16 protein-coding genes are annotated in these 15,521 nt (G+C 33.3%); 9 read left to right on the top strand and 7 right to left on the bottom strand.

The features are described 5' to 3' along the window. Positions 1-30: 30 nt before the first annotated feature. A complete protein-coding gene (locus tag ACJ5GX_RS07535) occupies positions 31-1,071 on the bottom strand; it encodes a hypothetical protein (protein WP_495292867.1) in 1,041 nt (346 codons plus the stop codon). A gap of 384 nt (positions 1,072-1,455) precedes the next feature. Next, the gene (gene ccmC, locus ACJ5GX_RS07530) at positions 1,456-2,166 is read right to left on the bottom strand and encodes a heme ABC transporter permease CcmC (RefSeq protein ID WP_007301928.1); all 711 of its coding nucleotides are present in this window, start codon (positions 2,164-2,166) and stop codon (positions 1,456-1,458) included. A 142-nt stretch (positions 2,167-2,308) separates the two neighbouring features. On the opposite strand from ccmC, the gene ACJ5GX_RS07525 reads away from it, so the two are divergent. Together ACJ5GX_RS07525 and ykgO are read left to right on the top strand one after the other, a co-directional pair. Then, positions 2,309-3,127: a pyruvate, water dikinase regulatory protein gene (locus ACJ5GX_RS07525; RefSeq protein ID WP_052265033.1), complete on the top strand. Its 819-nt coding sequence runs from the start codon at positions 2,309-2,311 to the stop codon at positions 3,125-3,127. Between the two features lie 61 nt (positions 3,128-3,188). Further along, positions 3,189-3,317 (top strand): type B 50S ribosomal protein L36, encoded by a 129-nt coding sequence (gene ykgO / locus ACJ5GX_RS07520; RefSeq protein WP_006015378.1) that lies wholly within the window; start codon positions 3,189-3,191, stop codon positions 3,315-3,317. A gap of 212 nt (positions 3,318-3,529) precedes the next feature. Here the strand turns inward: ykgO and ACJ5GX_RS07515 are convergent, their stop codons facing one another. Both ACJ5GX_RS07515 and recG read right to left on the bottom strand, forming a co-directional pair. Continuing rightward, the gene (locus tag ACJ5GX_RS07515) at positions 3,530-3,718 is read right to left on the bottom strand and encodes a hypothetical protein (RefSeq protein ID WP_007301926.1); all 189 of its coding nucleotides are present in this window, start codon (positions 3,716-3,718) and stop codon (positions 3,530-3,532) included. Between the two features lie 329 nt (positions 3,719-4,047). Then, entirely contained in the window at positions 4,048-6,087 is a 2,040-nt protein-coding gene (gene recG / locus ACJ5GX_RS07510) for an ATP-dependent DNA helicase RecG (RefSeq protein WP_495292866.1), read from the bottom strand. Between the two features lie 144 nt (positions 6,088-6,231). Here recG and ACJ5GX_RS07505 point away from each other — a divergent pair, with 144 nt between their 5' ends. Further along, on the top strand, positions 6,232-7,248 hold the full coding sequence (locus ACJ5GX_RS07505) for a hypothetical protein (protein WP_495292865.1): 1,017 nt from the start codon (positions 6,232-6,234) through the stop codon (positions 7,246-7,248). Positions 7,249-7,574: 326 nt separating this feature from the next. Here the strand turns inward: ACJ5GX_RS07505 and ACJ5GX_RS07500 are convergent, their stop codons facing one another. Next, positions 7,575-7,823: a hypothetical protein gene (locus ACJ5GX_RS07500; protein ID WP_495292864.1), complete on the bottom strand. Its 249-nt coding sequence runs from the start codon at positions 7,821-7,823 to the stop codon at positions 7,575-7,577. Positions 7,824-8,186: 363 nt separating this feature from the next. Here ACJ5GX_RS07500 and ACJ5GX_RS07495 point away from each other — a divergent pair, with 363 nt between their 5' ends. From ACJ5GX_RS07495 to ACJ5GX_RS07480, 4 genes are all read left to right on the top strand, one after another. Further along, positions 8,187-8,741 (top strand): hypothetical protein, encoded by a 555-nt coding sequence (locus tag ACJ5GX_RS07495; RefSeq protein WP_007301922.1) that lies wholly within the window; start codon positions 8,187-8,189, stop codon positions 8,739-8,741. 19 nt (positions 8,742-8,760) lie between these two features. Beyond that, entirely contained in the window at positions 8,761-8,886 is a 126-nt protein-coding gene (locus ACJ5GX_RS07490) for a hypothetical protein (RefSeq protein WP_007301921.1), read from the top strand. A 74-nt stretch (positions 8,887-8,960) separates the two neighbouring features. Beyond that, positions 8,961-10,187 (top strand): tRNA (N(6)-L-threonylcarbamoyladenosine(37)-C(2))-methylthiotransferase MtaB, encoded by a 1,227-nt coding sequence (gene mtaB / locus ACJ5GX_RS07485; protein ID WP_052265031.1) that lies wholly within the window; start codon positions 8,961-8,963, stop codon positions 10,185-10,187. A gap of 59 nt (positions 10,188-10,246) precedes the next feature. After that, complete coding sequence (locus ACJ5GX_RS07480) at positions 10,247-11,161, top strand: outer membrane protein (RefSeq protein WP_052265030.1); 915 nt, start codon at positions 10,247-10,249, stop codon at positions 11,159-11,161. A 279-nt stretch (positions 11,162-11,440) separates the two neighbouring features. On the opposite strand, the gene secD is transcribed toward ACJ5GX_RS07480, so the two are convergent. Both secD and ACJ5GX_RS07470 read right to left on the bottom strand, forming a co-directional pair. Beyond that, complete coding sequence (gene secD / locus ACJ5GX_RS07475; RefSeq protein ID WP_012481842.1) at positions 11,441-12,955, bottom strand: protein translocase subunit SecD; 1,515 nt, start codon at positions 12,953-12,955, stop codon at positions 11,441-11,443. 72 nt (positions 12,956-13,027) lie between these two features. Continuing rightward, on the bottom strand, positions 13,028-13,402 hold the full coding sequence (locus ACJ5GX_RS07470; RefSeq protein WP_007301917.1) for a hypothetical protein: 375 nt from the start codon (positions 13,400-13,402) through the stop codon (positions 13,028-13,030). 119 nt (positions 13,403-13,521) lie between these two features. Between ACJ5GX_RS07470 and hemC the strand changes: the two genes are divergently transcribed. Together hemC and murB are read left to right on the top strand one after the other, a co-directional pair. Beyond that, entirely contained in the window at positions 13,522-14,400 is an 879-nt protein-coding gene (gene hemC / locus ACJ5GX_RS07465) for a hydroxymethylbilane synthase (protein ID WP_495292863.1), read from the top strand. Further along, on the top strand, positions 14,391-15,275 hold the full coding sequence (murB, locus tag ACJ5GX_RS07460) for a UDP-N-acetylmuramate dehydrogenase (protein WP_012481841.1): 885 nt from the start codon (positions 14,391-14,393) through the stop codon (positions 15,273-15,275). The genes hemC and murB overlap by 10 nt, the downstream gene beginning before the upstream one ends. Positions 15,276-15,521: the final 246 nt, after the last annotated feature.

The raw sequence follows: 15,521 nt of genomic DNA, 5'->3' as shown, positions 1-15,521 counted from the left end.
TAGTGTAGAAAAAATTAGACAAATTCAGCCTTATATAGAACCAAATTCAACGAAAGTAGAATTATCCTCATTTTCATAATAATAAGGATTTGCTTCTTGCGTATTATTAACAGCAGTTTTTAATAGTACTTCCTTATCACTCTTCCATGCAACTTTCTCCATAATTGGAATATAATCCTTACACTTTTGATTATCTCCACAATCCTTGATTTTACTATCATCATTTAGATAACGCTTCAATGCATCATAGTATACTTTAGTGTTATTACCCTCTTTATCTATCATTTGTCCTAAGGTATTAACAAGTATCAATGGTGCAACTTGTTTTGCTTTTACAACACTTGTTTCACTGGGCTCTCTAAAGAGATTAGGACATGCTCCTCTGGAAAAAAAGCTTTTGTTGAATTCTGGATTACTATGGTAAACGTTCGGGTAACAGAAACTCTTAATCTCTTCTTCTTGACACGCTAACTCTATTTGATCATCCACACATTTTTCACATTCTATATTACCAAGCCAGGATATTGAATTAAGATCCTCTGTAAAGGCAAATTTAAAATTTACTGCACCATAATTACCATTTGCTCCCTCTTCTATATATTTTGCAATCTTAGGATTACTGTACATCTCAGGATATAATTCCTTTAGTAAATCAGATGAACTAAAACCTTGACAACCTATCTTATTATCAACTTTATAAAAATGAGAATACGGCCCACAATTTTCATACTTGGAACAATCTGAGGTTACTTTTCGAGATGTAATTTCTCCATTTTCATTCTCTCCTTCATCGGTAACAGGTTCGCCCGTACCACTTCCTTTTTTACATTCTTCAGCTATTTTTTTATACCACTCAGTCTCTGCTTTTGCTCGCTTAACTTCCTCTTCACATTTCGTAAGCTTCTTTTCTACTAGTTCAAAATCCTCTTTTACTACGGAACTATTTGTAAATTCCTTCTCAGTCGTAGTTTCACCTTCAGTGATCTCATCTATATCCTCTTCACCATAAAAAAGTTTGTTGTTATATAAATAACTATTATTAATTTGGTCACTATAGGTGTTTTTTGACATCGGAACCTCCTCTACAGTCAAAATTGAAATTGTATTAAAATAAAAAAACTACAAATTTAATGTGAGTAAAAGAAACCACATTTCAAGAAACTTCATGGTAACTTAGGAGCTATTATAAGCTAAAGTAATTAAAAATTTAATAACTTGAATTATAAATATAGCATATCTATCAATAGAAATTTTCTTTCAATTTCTAACGTATCTTTGCTAATTTTGCATACAGTTCACCTTAGAGAGTCATGATTCTTCTACTTTCATGTGATTAATCACTATAATCTTGAAGTGTGGTTTGTACGTAATTAGTTCTGGAACTTGCTAATGGATGATTGCTCTACATTTTAATCTCTGTCGCTGTTCACAACATTACACTCTGGAACTGCATACCTAATACCGCATACTGATTTCTCTCTTTATCTTCTGCAAATTAATTAAATGAAGGGCATTAAGTATCCACACTACTAAAAAAAGTGTGGTACAAAATATAAACATTGCAATGAGTGGCAGCAGTAAAGAACCTTCTATTGCTACTCCACCTTTTCTAAAAATACTTGCTGGCTGATGAAGAGTAGACCATAAATTCACAGAAAATTTTACTATGGGAATATTTATAGCACTAAAAATGGCAAATACTGCTGATGATTTCTCTGCTCTTGCTTGATTATCAAAAGCGCTCCACAATGAAAGATAACCAACATACAGAAAGAACAAAATCAGCATTGAAGTAAGCCTTGCATCCCATACCCACCAAGTACCCCATGTTCCTTTTCCCCAGACGCTACCTGTGATTAAGCATATTGCCGAAAAGACTGTCCCTGCAGGAGCAGCAGCATGTGCCAAAACACTAGCAACGCTATTGTTCCACACCAATGAAATGAAACTGAGTGATGCAATGAGTCCGTATATTCCAAGAGCAAGCCATGCAGAAGGCACATGAAGATACATAATTCGTACGATTTCTCCTTGTTTATAATCTCCTGGGGAGAAGAATAATGCTAAGAACATTCCAATTAAAAAACATGCGAAACAAATAACCCCAAGCCAAGGTAGAGCTTTTTTAGTAAAAGAAGTGAAATTTGTAGGCTTTAATAAAAACATTTGTTTTGAGAATAATTGTGTTAAGAATTTATCAATTAGTTTGAGTTTTATCAACAAGATAGTTTTTCTATATTTACGTAGTATAATAAATTAGCACAATTTCAGTAGCAGATTGCTTGCTATTATTTTTAGTATAACGTTGATGACCCTTAAAAAGCTTAACCTACACTTAGTGTCAGATTCAAGTGGTGAAACTGTTATATCAGTTGCAAAATCAGCCCTGAAACATTTTCGTTCTGTAGAAACTATCGAATATGTTTGGTCTTTTGTAAAAGGAGAAGAGCAGATCGATAAAATTCTGGAGGAAATTGAGAGAAAAAGTGATGAGCATAACTTTGTTATATGCACTATTACTGATGATGGGCTCAGAAAATATCTAAAAGATAATTGTATCAAGTTAAAAATTCCATATCGAGCAATATTATCACATATTATTAGAGAAATCTCATCCTATCTTGAAATTGAAAAGGATGAAAAACTTGACCTGTATACTGAAATAAATAACGAGTATTTTCAGCGTATTGAGGCAATAAACTATACCATCAATCACGATGATGGACAAAATATTCAAGATATTGATAAAGCCGATATAATTTTGGTTGGAGTTTCACGCACATCAAAATCTCCCACCAGTATGTATTTAGCTTACCGAGGCTATAAAGTTGCAAATGTTCCTTTTGTTAGCGAGATACCCTTTTACGTCGACTTAGCAAAATTAAAAAATAAACTGACTATAGGAGTAACAATAGACGTAAGAAGGCTAATAGAAATACGCAAAAATAGACTGACTTCAATTAATAATGAAGGTAATAATATATATGCTGACCCTAGAAAAGTAGAAAAGGAAATTAAAGAAGCAGAGGAGTTCTTTAAGCAAAATAACTGGCCAATTATTGATGTTACGCAAAGGTCGATCGAAGAAGTATCAGCAACAATTATACAATATTTTAATAAAATTTAATCAATTGACTAACTCGCTGTAAGTGATAATAATGTAAGGTAATTCTATTCTTACTGTAGATATGAAAGTTAAAGGATCGCTAAAATCTCATCGTAACAGAGATAAAAATTGTAAAGTTGTGAAAAGGGGTGGTAAGGTTTATATTATAAATAAGGTAAAGCCAAGATGTAAAGCGCGTCAAGGTTCTTAGCTTTTTGTTTTCCTTTTTATGTCATATGTTTTTCATATGGAAGCATGGTTAGAAAGAAACAAAAACTGTTGCATAGCACTGCCCATTTCTTCTCTTACATTATATTTTGGTATTAACATGATTACAGGCAGACGTGGCTTGTTAACATTAATTAACTTAAAAAAAAGAAATTAATTACGTGCGTCAACAAGTCCATGAATTTTAGTTCCACCCTAAGCCCTCTTGAGCTTGAGAATTTTTTCTATATATAGGCTGAGCATGAATGACATCTGATCATCAATTATGCAAATCTTGTTGTGCATACTTAAGTCATTTTGCCAAAATTCCCTTTTTGCATCACCTTTTAAACCTCTTGTGTATACTTCTGTAATTGTGGTAAATTTTTGATCATTGGCAGCCACTTCTCCACACTGCTTCCATACATATTCTCAACTTCTTCTCGCTTTTACTGTGTATTCCTTTTGTGCTCTTTAAAACGGTACCTTCTATATATATATTTATTGTCATTAGGCTAAGTTACCGCTTTTTTTCCATTTTTATACTTCCTGCCCTTGATTAATTTGACCTGCTAACATTTTGTTTACAGGGCCTGCTATTAACTCTGCACAATTTATTCTTATGGTAAAAACTTCTTCTTCACTCTTATTTTTCCTTAACTTGACGCATATGGTTTGTTAAATACTCCCGTCTGTCAAGGAATTTCTACTCATGAAGGTTATGGCTTGGAAGATTACTGAAATTTTGAAAAATGTAGTCTACTTCTATATTCAAATATATCAAGCAGTAATTCAAAATTAGCTATTGTACCTTTTGCACTATTATATGCAAGGTTGAGCAATTCTCTGTCCTCATATAAATCAGCAAATTTAAACTCCATGCACCCTGATTGTTTTGTGCCTAGAATATCTCCGCTACCCCTCAGCATCATATCCTTTTCAGCAATATAAAATCCATCTTGTGACTCACACATAATCTTTAACTTTGAATACGAACTTTTACTGAGATTGTCATATAACAGTACACAAAAAGACGGTTTATTTCCTCGTCCTACTCTACCTCTTAACTGATGTAATTGCGATAACCCGAACTGCTCTGCATTCTCTATAATCATAATAGTTGCATCTGGTACATCTATGCCAACTTCTATCACAGTGGTTGCAACAAGCAGAGAAAATTCATTTCTCTTGAAGGAAAACATCACTTGATCTTTCTGCTCTTGAGTTAGTTTTCCGTGTATTATTCCGACTCTATCAAAAAATGTCTTTTGTAGTTCCTGAAAGCGCATTTCTGCTGCGGCAATATTGAGTTCTTCGTTTTCTTCTATGTATGGACAAATCCAATATGCTTTTTCGCCTCTATTTATAGCATTTTTCAGTCTTTGAATAATATCTGATACTTTTTTAACGTTCATAATAACGGTTTTTATTGGCAATCTAGATTTTGGTTTTTCCCTTAAAATAGAACATTCAACATCACCATACATAGCTTGCTGCAAGGTTCTTGGAATGGGAGTTGCAGTAACAAAAAGTATATCGGTATTTTCTCCTTTTCCTACCAACCGATTCCTCTGTATCACTCCAAATCGCTGTTGTTCGTCTATGACTGCGAGTCCTAAATTTTTAAATGTAACGTTAGCTTGAAATAATGCATGAGTACCAATTACTATATTTAAAATACCACTTGCAAGTTCGTTCATAATAATCTTTCTTTCCTTGCGCGCAGTTTTACCGGTAAGCAAAGCAACTTTTATATCAGTACAAGATGGAGCTTCTTCGATCCAATTATAATGTTGCTCAGCCAAGATAGTAGTTGGTGCCATTAGAGCTGCTTGCATGTTATTTTCTACCACATTCAGCATCGCAAAGAGTGCAACTACAGTTTTGCCACTCCCAACGTCACCTTGCAGCAGACTTACCATGCGGTATCTGGATTTTTGTCTTTCTGAGATTTCATCTATCGCTCGAATTTGATCATTTGTTAATTGGAACGGTAATTCATTTAAGACCTGCTCTTTGTATTTACTCAATATTATAAATTCTTTTCCCTCTTTTTTTACATGATTTTCCCTTGCAAGCTTTAGTGCCAACTGGTACGCAAATAGCTCATCATAAGCAAGTCTTTCTCTGCAAACTTCTGCTTCTGCGAGTGAGCTCGGTCTGTGCAATCTTATGATGCTTTCTTTCCAATTCAGCCATTTCTTTTGCTTGATTAATGTTTCATCTATCCACTCTGGCAAATCAGGCAAATCTTTTAGATTAGAACTTATTATGTTTCTAATGCTCTTGTTAGTAATACCGCGACATAATTGGTAAACTGGCTCTATGCAGGCTATTTCTTTAAATTGATTGATATCAGATAACATATAATCTGGGTGAGTAATTTGCCAATGTTCGGCAAACTTTTCAAGTTTACCACTGATTACTATATCTGTTCCAACTGGAAATAATTTATACAAATATTTAACTGAGTAATTAAAAAAAACTATAAATAAATACTGACTTTCACTTTCAACGATTATTTTATATGGCCTACCTCTAACAGTGGGGCGCTGGTGCTCATACACTTTTGCCATAAAAGTTGTAAATTCTCCTACTTGAGCATCAGGTAGTGATTTACTTCTATCCACATAACTGAGCGGCCTATAAAACAGCAAGTCCATTACTCTGTCTCCACCGCAAAGTTTAGGCAATATTGCGGAATGAAACTTTGGTATATTCTCAATTTTACTATTTAGAAAAGTCAGCACACTTGACTGCTCATCAACATTCATACTGTGTAAAACCGTTTATTCATAATAGAGCCTTACTAAAATCCTGTCACCCTATTATGACTGTCTATGTTAAGTATATTATTGACATATTAACTATTTTTATGTATTATTATACTATCAGCAATTCATATCAAAGTATTAACAATGAACAACTCTACACAGGAAAAAAATGAAAATCCAGTCGTTACACTAAAAGCTCAGGCAGAAAAGTTTGATTTCAGTAAGTTAAGAGCTCCAAGAGATAATAAAGAAGCAAATTCTGGTGAAGCTATATATAAAGATTTTGACAGAATGGACTTTGTTATTAAAGACAGAAATATAGACAAAATCTTAATTAAAGCGCTGGTAAACAGAAATAAGGAAGGATTTGATAAGATTTGGGAAGAATATTGTGAAGATCCGGAAATCCCTAGTGATAAAAAAACTGATCAATATAAAGAAGAGATTAAAAGATTTTACGATTTAGGCAAAGAACACACGCATCTATTACCGAAAGAAGGAGATAAAAACAAGAGTTATCGTGCATTTGCAAAAGAAGTTTTTAAGGAAATATTTGAATATGCCAACGCTCAGGTTCCAAGTGACTCTATCTTAGAGGAATTGGTTACCAATTGTAATCAGGCAGGGTATGAAGCTGGTGTATTTATAGAATCTCAATTTGCACTTAGCCAACATTCATTGAAAATACTCTCACTTAAAAAAGTTATAAATATCTATTATGTTGACCAAAATAATGTGAGTGTTAGATCTGATATGACATTACCAATACTCTCCCAAGAGAGTGATGTTCAATTAGGTGACAAGGTATGCGATCTATCCAGCTCACTAGAATTTACACTTGAATCTCAAGATGGGAAAGATGATGTGATATATAAAGATGGCAAATTGTCACTTACTGTGCCTAGAAAATTGAGAGATTACAAAATTGATGGCAGAAGTTTATTTGATACCATTAAAGAATATTTCTACAAATTCTGCGAGAAGTTAGGATTCAAGTTTGAAGTAGAAATAGAACACAATTTTGAAGGAGAAGATTCTTTATATGAAGGTGAGGAGTATAACTTTGAGGGAGAACGTCTTGTGTTTCAAGAACAACCTCAAAACTATATAGAAGATCCAGATGTGGATCCTCTTAATAAAAAACGTGAAATTTCACCTTGATAATATGTACTAGACGCAACTTAATCTGACAGAAAAACTAATGTCAATCTCTATGTTTGATGCTACTAATATTTTTCTAAAAAGCAATATGCTTGCTATCAAGAAAAGTCTGCATAGCAATATTTACCTAAATGAGGCCTTGTCTCAATTCCTAAATATAGCTGTGATTTTCTGGTTTATCATAGCCCATATCAGTCAAAATGCGCGATAATAGCACCATCAAAGAAAGATATATTAAAAAGATTAGCGGCAGTAATTGCAGTTTTCTCTGTTTGCCATAGCAACTCTTGAGTAGGTATCAGTAATAATGATAATCTATATATCTGCTATAAAACCTCGAGATCCGTAGAATAGGACTGACTAAGGTTCTCATACATTCCTGTATGCTGAGAACATAAAAGCTCTTTTGATTCTATTCCTAAATCCTCAAGTATTTGCTCCTGTTCAGCTATAAGTTCTAATAGCCCTGTTCCACTTTCACTTACTTCACTTCGTTCAAGACACATAAGTTCTGTTAACTCTGCTATGTCTTCTCTAGAAAGCTGATTTTTTTCAGAAAAAGTTGCTTCACTCATATGGTCCTCTTTTTGATATAAAGAGTATCTTATACAAGAGAATAACTAAAATAATCTAAACTCTTGTGTCATATTTGTAGCTTGGTGTAGTTATATGGTACATTTCAGATAAGAGTACTGATTATCTAATTGTAGGAGAAGACCTAGTCAAAATATAAAAAAGCAGTGGAATTTGGGGTGGTAAATTCAGAAGTGTCTGAATAACTGTGTGAACTAAGTTCGGAGGAGAATAGTATCAAGAAAGGAGAAAATTATATGGTCTTACCTTTATTGATGTATTAATTGAGAAGAGTTCTTAAAAGTTAATGTTTTGTTAGTTGTTTCATACTAAAATAGGCATATATAAATAATTAGGAGAATGTTATGCGGTCTAATTCCAATTCACTTAATAAATACGGATATGTATCTGATGCAAATGGATTGTCTCACCAACAAATGGGAATGTATGATGATTTAGGAAGATATGAAGTTGCTGATGAAGATATGATGTACCAAAAAAACTATGGTATTATTGGTGATAGTTTAAAAAAAGTAACAAATCTGACTGGAGATACAGCAAAGAGTATAGCAGATTACCTTATTAAACCTGTTAGTGATCAGGTTGCAAAGCAAATCGTTGTTCCATTAGGAACGGAGATTATAAGTAAAATTGTCGTACCTATTACAAAGAAAGTTGCAGAACAAAATCAAGACATGATAAAAGAGCTAACAGATAAACTCATGGTTCGCGTGGAAGATTTTGCTCGGTTACAAATAGAAAAATTAAAAGAAGACGTAAAGCAAGAGATAACATCAATACCAGGTAAAGTTTTAGAGAAGATAAAACCTTCTTCATGGCTTCCATGGAAAGCAGAAAGTTTGGATGAAGCTTATTCTGACACTTATGTACCAAATGATATAGATGAATTTGCATGGTAGAGCTTCAAGGTTTAGCAAAATGTTTTTTGGTTTATATTCGCTTGAGGTTAACATCATTGGCCTTAAGCTTTTTTTAATGCTAAATGATCTTACTGTATATCTACAAATTCTTCCTGTGATTTTCAACTCTAGAGGTTATGCTTAAATTATAATATCTACCAAAAAAATAGTCATTTTGCTTGGATATTTGATATAATTTAGATCTATTAAAGCAAAAGCATGAATGAAGTAATAACATTTGGTTGTCGTCTAAATTTCTACGAGAGTGAGTTAATCAAAGAAGCATTAAAAAAAGCAAAGAGAGAAAATGTTGTTGTAGTGCATAGCTGTGCAGTGACAAACGAAGCAGAACGCCAAGTGAAGCAAAAAATACGTAAGATCTATAAAAACGACCCAAGTAAAGAAATTATCGTAGTTGGCTGTGCCGTTCAATTAGATCCTAAATCATATAGTGATATTCCTGGTGTAAGTAAAGTGCTAGGTAATCAAGACAAGCTAAGAGCTGAAAATTATCTACTAAATAATGATGAAATCTTAGTCAGTGATAACCAAGTAGAACCTATTCTCATTAATGGATTTGAAGATAAATCAAGGGCATTTATTGAAATTCAAAATGGTTGTAATCATAGTTGTACATTTTGCTCAATTACTGAGGCAAGAGGAAATAATCGATCTGTGCCAGTAAACAATATTATAGAGCAAATTAAGATTTTTATAGAAAATGGGTATCAAGAAGTGGTGTTTACAGGTGTTGATATTACTGATTTTGGTACAGATTTGTTTGGTAAGCAATCACTCAGTTCAATGATTAGAAGAGTTTTAAAGGATATACCACAGTTAAAGAGACTAAGACTTTCCTCTATTGATGTTGCTGAAGTTGATGATGAACTAATGGATTTAATAGCTAATGAGTCAAGACTTATGCCTCACTTACACTTGAGTCTACAGTCTGGTAATAATTTAATACTAAAGAGAATGAAACGTCGTCACAATAGAGAACAAGTGATAGAATTTTATCATAAAATGAAGAGCTTAAGACCTAATATAGCATTTGGCGCTGATATTATTGCTGGATTTCCAACAGAAACTGATGAAATGTTTCAGGATACAGTTGATTTACTGAAAAAAATAAATGTAGTTTATCTACATGCTTTTCCATATTCAGAGCGGAAAAACACACCTGCTGCACGGATGCCACAAATATCAGAGAATGTACGTAAAGAACGAGTAAAGCATCTAAGAGAAATAAATAAAGAAATGATGAGCAGTTTTTATCAATCTTTGCTCGGCACTGAGCAAAGCGTTTTGGTTGAGCAGAATAATATTGGTAGAACAGAAAATTTTGCATTAATAAAACTTACATCAAGAGTTCAAGCTAAAAGTATTGTGAAAGCTCATGTTAAAGGAATAGAAAATAATTGTTTAATTGGAAATATTATTTCTTAATTTTTGTACATTAAAGGAATATATGATATAGTAGTTATACTATAAGTGATAATTCATTTATGATAATTAGAATATCTATTGCTTTATTTTTCATCTTCGTTCCGTGTGTCTATTTTTTTATTACTTATATCAGTAACAATACACACATTGAGCAAGTGCAGCCCTTAAAATTAGAAACGGACAATAATGAAAGTGTGATACATTCTGAAGAAGTTACTGAAAAAGAAGTGCCAATAAAATGTCAAGAACTTGAAAGTAGTTCACCTTCTGTTTTCCAAGTAGCTAATCAGAAAAATATATGGCCAAGTATTGCAGATCAAGCTGAACCTACAAAGGAAAAATCAAAAAAACTTGATTTCTATGTTAGTGCTAATGGTGGTAAGATATATTCTGATAGCTCAGAAGTATTTGTGGAGGGTATACGTGCAATAGGAAAAAGAATTCTTGCTTTAGCTGAGGGCCGTTATGGTGGTTTTCTTTTAGACCTATTCTTAGGAGATGAAATTAAAAACATAAAAAAATTTAACGGTAAAATTGATTTTCAGTGGCTTAGCAGCATATCTGTAGGTTACTATGCTGGAGAAAATGGCCGAGTTGATTTTGAGACCATGTATTCTAAAGTCAATATTGAAGATAGTAACTCTCCTCCGGTATTTGATAAATCAGCAAGTGTATCTGCATTCTTATTAAATTTTTACTATAACCCTAATGTTCAAAATACTCAATTTGCTCCGTATATTGGTCTTGGTATAGGGTCAACAGTTTTTAGATTAAAAAGGATTGATAAATCATCTAAAAATTTAATGCCACTGAATGTTCCTTGGCTTGTTTATCAAATAAAGCTTGGTGTTGATTACTCAGTAATTCCAGAAGTTAAAACCTTTCTCGGCTATCGTTACTTTAATATTCCAACACCTATTGCAGACGATATATCCACTCATAATATTGAAGTTGGTTTGATGTTTAATTTTTAGTAATAATATCTTTTCAATTCTAATATCCTGATTTCCATTCAGAAATTTGATAAATCTATCCATATCTTTAATCTTATGGCCATATCCTTTGTGATAGCCTGAAGATGGTTTCTGTTTCTTTTTTCCTTTTCTTCCACAAATATATTGGTTTTATGCTCACTAAATTGGTGAGCATGTTACAACGTTTTTGACGACGAAAAGACTGGATAGCTACTTTCATGACAACCATTTAGTTGTCTTTTCTCGTCTATCTTATTTTGTCACTCTGCTGAACAGATACTAAAGTACTAGCTTTTGTGGGTTGATGCACAATTCTATCAGAAGTTTTGTGACTATAATTGCAGAAAACATCGAGCATAAAACTCCTATCGATAAAGTGATAGAAAATCCTCTAATTGCTCCGCTACCAATAATGAACATTATTCCTGAAGCAATTAGTGTAGTGAGGTTTGAATCAAGAATTGTTTTTATTGCGTTTTTAAATCCTTCTTCAATGGCACGAGCTGTTCTTTTTCCTGCTCTTATTTCTTCGCGGATGCGTTCAAATATTAAAACATTTGCATCCACTGACATGCCAACAGTTAGCGCAATTCCAGCAATTCCAGGGAGAGTAAGAGTTGCTTCAAGTAAGGTAAGAATGAGTAGTATAGAGATTACATTAAAAACGAGTGCAACAGACGCTAATAAGCCTAATTTGCCGTAAGTAATGATTATAGATAAACCAACGGCTATGATAGAGATTATTGCTGCAATTTCTCCTGCTTTTATTGACTCTTCTCCAAGGCTTGGACCAATGTTTTTTTCTTCAATTATTTTAAGTGGTGCAGGTAGTGCACCTGATTTTAAAAGTATTGCAAGTTCACTCGCTTGTTTTTCAGTGAAATTACCGCTAATTTCTCCCTCTCCATTTAGAATAGGTTCACGTATTGTTGGTACAGTTAAGACTGTGTTATCTAAAACAATTGCAAAAGGCTTTCCTACATTTTCTTTAGTAATTTTTGCAAATTTTTTACTTGCTATGCTGTCGAATTTGAAATGTACTGTTGGTTTACCTAAATTGCCAAATCTAACTGATGCGTTAACTAATGAATCACCGCCTATTTCAGTTTTGCGGAATATCGGGTAGGAATTACCCAAAGAATCCTTGAGCATAATCGTAGTGTCATGATCGATATCTTGCATTTTAGCTACATTGGTGTTTGCCAAATGGAAGGCCAGCTTGGCTGTTTTGCCAAGCAGAGATTTTATCTGCTGAGTGTCTTCTACTCCAGGAACTTGGACTAATATCTTATTTTGTCCTTGTTTTTGCACACTTACTTCCTTAGTACCAAGCTTATCTAAGCGTCTTTGAACATTAACTATTGACTCTGAAACTACTTCATTGATTAATGAATTCTTATAATGCGGTTTATATGAAATGAAAATTGCAGTATTTTTTCTACTCAATTCTAAATTTGGGTTTATTTTATGTATTAACGTTGAAACTTTTTTGTAATCATCAATATTATTTAAAGTTACAACCACTTGTTTATCGTTTTTTGCGCTAAATTCAATCTTTTGTGTTAACAGACCTTCTTTTATTTCATCGGTTAGCATGCTTAGTTTCTCTTTGAAGTAAAAATCTAAGTCTACATTTAGAAGCAGAGATGATCCACCTTTCAGGTCAAGCCCTAAATTTATTCTCTTTTTTGAGGTAAAGAACTTATTATCAATAAAATTTGGCAGTATTATATATAAGGACAGCAAAAAAATTAGTAACACTGAAAGAGATTTAACTATTATCTTGTTTGGCATAAATTTAAACTATATTAGTGCATTGTAGACCGAATAGTTGCTAATCACAAGCACCTAAAAGATTAGGACCGCCTAAAGCCCTGATCTATAATTGATGGTCTGCGTTTGTTTTTCTAAAATATCATTATAAATCCATGAATGAGGTTCAGAGGTAGCTTTAAGATTCTCTATTTGTTTATTTTTTCTAATGCTATCAATCGGAAGGTAAATGCATAAACCAAGTATTGAGAAAGTAACTATGGTAGCTGGTATGTGAATAGCAAGAAATTCACTATAACTTGGATCTTTCCAACCGAGAGGACTAGATAGAGAAGGATGAGAGGAAAATCTGGGAATTGCTACTACTGCACTTAATGCTGTTAGAATAATAGCGACAGTAGTACATACAAGAGGTAAAATATTCTTTTTATTAAATCTGCCATTAGAATCTTTTAAAATATCAAACATACATACTCCTAGATTACTAAATGTTCGTGATACTAAGGGCTAATTGTAAAATGTTCAATAACTAAATTGGAGATAATAAAAAATGGGCATAGAATATAGACATATAATATGAAGGATATATGCTAGTTAAAATAGGTACGAGAGGAAGCGACCTTGCGCTCATCCAAGCTTTGGAAGCAAAACAAAGATTATTAGAGTCTTTTCCTAATCTATCCGTTGAGATCATTAAAATCAAAACTTCTGGTGATAAGTATGTTAATGTAAATCTTGCTGAAATAGGAGGTAAAGGACTGTTCCTCAGGGAGATTGAGGCTGAATTACTCAAAAATAATATAGATATGGCGGTTCATTCGCTAAAAGATGTACCTGCGTTTTTCTCGAAGGACTTAACAATTCCTTGTGTTTTAGAGAGGCTAAGTCCATGTGATGTATTTATTTCTCATAAATATAAGAGCCTAAAAACTTTGCCACAGCAGGCTACAATTGCAACTTCTTCAATAAGAAGAAAAGTTCAGCTGTTAAATCTCAGGCCAGACTTAAATGTAGTGCCACTGCGTGGAAATGTGACAACTAGACTGCAAAATCAGAATTTTGATGGAATGATTTTAGCTGAAGCAGGGCTGATAAGATTAAAAAAATATCACTTAATTACAGAGGTATTGCCACCAAAAGTCATGTTAAGCGCAGTAGGGCAGGGGACAATTTGCATTCAATGCCGAAAGAATGATATAAAAGTTATCGATCTTTTAGAGAAAATTAATAATAATATGTCTTTTATAAGGGCAAAATCAGAGCGCAGTTTCATGAAGACAGTAAATGGTTCATGCTTTACACCGCTTGCAGCTTTAGCAGAATATGTGAGTGAAAACATGCTACATCTTTGTTGTATGTTAGCGGGCGAGAGAGTTATATACTTTACTGAACGCACTTCGTTTGTAGAAGATGCAGAAAAAATGGGTATGGATGCAGGATTAGAGTTAAAATCAAAATGCTTATAAGCTTACCTAAAGTATGTGGAATCTACCGTTATAATGTTTCAATGTCTAAAATGACTTGGTTAAATGTTGGTGGCCAAGCTGATGTACTATTTAAGCCACGTGACATTGAAGATCTAATGTGCTTGATAAAAGATGCGGAGTTACCAATTAGCGTTATCGGTGCAACATCCAACATAATAATTCGAGATAGTGGCATTCGAGGAATAACGGTGAAATTAGGTAAGGAATTTGCGTATATTAAATGTAAAGATAATAGCTCCATAGTTGCAGGTGGTGCTGCACTGCTTAGTAACCTTGCCTACTTTGCAGGGGAACAGCAAATTAGTGGGCTTGAGTTTCTTGCTGGAATTCCAGGAACAGTTGGCGGTGGAATAGAAATGAATGCAGGTGCATATGGTAGTGATATTGCGAGTGTTGTAAAATTTATAAGGGCAGTGAATCTAGAAGATGGAAATTTATATGAATTCTCCAGCGAAGAAATGGGATATTTTTATCGTGGACATAGTCTAAAAGGCAGGTGGATTTTTATTGAAGCTGAATTTAAAGGAGTAAGTTCAGAGTATGAGCTTATATTGCAAAGATTGAAAGAAGTTATTGATAAAAAAAATAAAAGTCAACCAGTAAGAGGAAAAACTGCTGGTTGTATATTCAAAAATCCAATAGGCTGCAAGGCATGGAAACTGATTGATGAATCTGGCTGCCGAGGATTAGATAATGGTGTAGCTAAAATTTCTAAGAAACATTGTAATTTTCTACTCAATTACAATAATGCAACTGCACTTGACTTAGAAAACCTTGGCAACAGAGTAAAAGATGCAGTAAAAGATAAATTTAACATTGAACTTGAGTGGGAGATAAGGGTTTTGGGTAGGTAACTTCTAACCTTCTCTAATATGACCTATTTCAATTGAGTACACTTCAATTTAAGTCCAAGGTACACTATTTTGCGAGGATAATTTATGCTTCCTTTGAAGAAAAGCATTCTTTTATTTTTTCAATTACCGGCTCTATAATGTAGTGATTTATTTTCTTAATCATAGGTTCTACAATCATATTTCCAACAATAAGGCCTGTAATTGGGGCAATAATTCCTATTGTCGCACCCATCAAAACTGCTGATC

It is taken from the genome of Wolbachia endosymbiont of Tuta absoluta, assembly GCF_059414725.1.
This window is presented reverse-complemented; position numbering and strand designations above follow the sequence as displayed.

Coding starts and splice junctions, on each gene's coding strand:
- ACJ5GX_RS07535 (WP_495292867.1), bottom strand. CDS start 1,071: ATGTCAAAAAACACCTATAGTGACCAAATTAATAATAGTTATTTATAT.
- ccmC (WP_007301928.1), bottom strand. CDS start 2,166: ATGTTTTTATTAAAGCCTACAAATTTCACTTCTTTTACTAAAAAAGCT.
- ACJ5GX_RS07525 (WP_052265033.1), top strand. CDS start 2,309: ATGACCCTTAAAAAGCTTAACCTACACTTAGTGTCAGATTCAAGTGGT.
- ykgO (WP_006015378.1), top strand. CDS start 3,189: ATGAAAGTTAAAGGATCGCTAAAATCTCATCGTAACAGAGATAAAAAT.
- recG (WP_495292866.1), bottom strand. CDS start 6,087: ATGAATGTTGATGAGCAGTCAAGTGTGCTGACTTTTCTAAATAGTAAA.
- ACJ5GX_RS07505 (WP_495292865.1), top strand. CDS start 6,232: ATGAACAACTCTACACAGGAAAAAAATGAAAATCCAGTCGTTACACTA.
- ACJ5GX_RS07500 (WP_495292864.1), bottom strand. CDS start 7,823: ATGAGTGAAGCAACTTTTTCTGAAAAAAATCAGCTTTCTAGAGAAGAC.
- ACJ5GX_RS07495 (WP_007301922.1), top strand. CDS start 8,187: ATGCGGTCTAATTCCAATTCACTTAATAAATACGGATATGTATCTGAT.
- ACJ5GX_RS07490 (WP_007301921.1), top strand. CDS start 8,761: ATGTTTTTTGGTTTATATTCGCTTGAGGTTAACATCATTGGCCTTAAG.
- mtaB (WP_052265031.1), top strand. CDS start 8,961: ATGAATGAAGTAATAACATTTGGTTGTCGTCTAAATTTCTACGAGAGT.
- ACJ5GX_RS07480 (WP_052265030.1), top strand. CDS start 10,247: ATGATAATTAGAATATCTATTGCTTTATTTTTCATCTTCGTTCCGTGT.
- secD (WP_012481842.1), bottom strand. CDS start 12,955: ATGCCAAACAAGATAATAGTTAAATCTCTTTCAGTGTTACTAATTTTT.
- ACJ5GX_RS07470 (WP_007301917.1), bottom strand. CDS start 13,402: ATGTTTGATATTTTAAAAGATTCTAATGGCAGATTTAATAAAAAGAAT.
- hemC (WP_495292863.1), top strand. CDS start 13,522: ATGCTAGTTAAAATAGGTACGAGAGGAAGCGACCTTGCGCTCATCCAA.
- murB (WP_012481841.1), top strand. CDS start 14,391: ATGCTTATAAGCTTACCTAAAGTATGTGGAATCTACCGTTATAATGTT.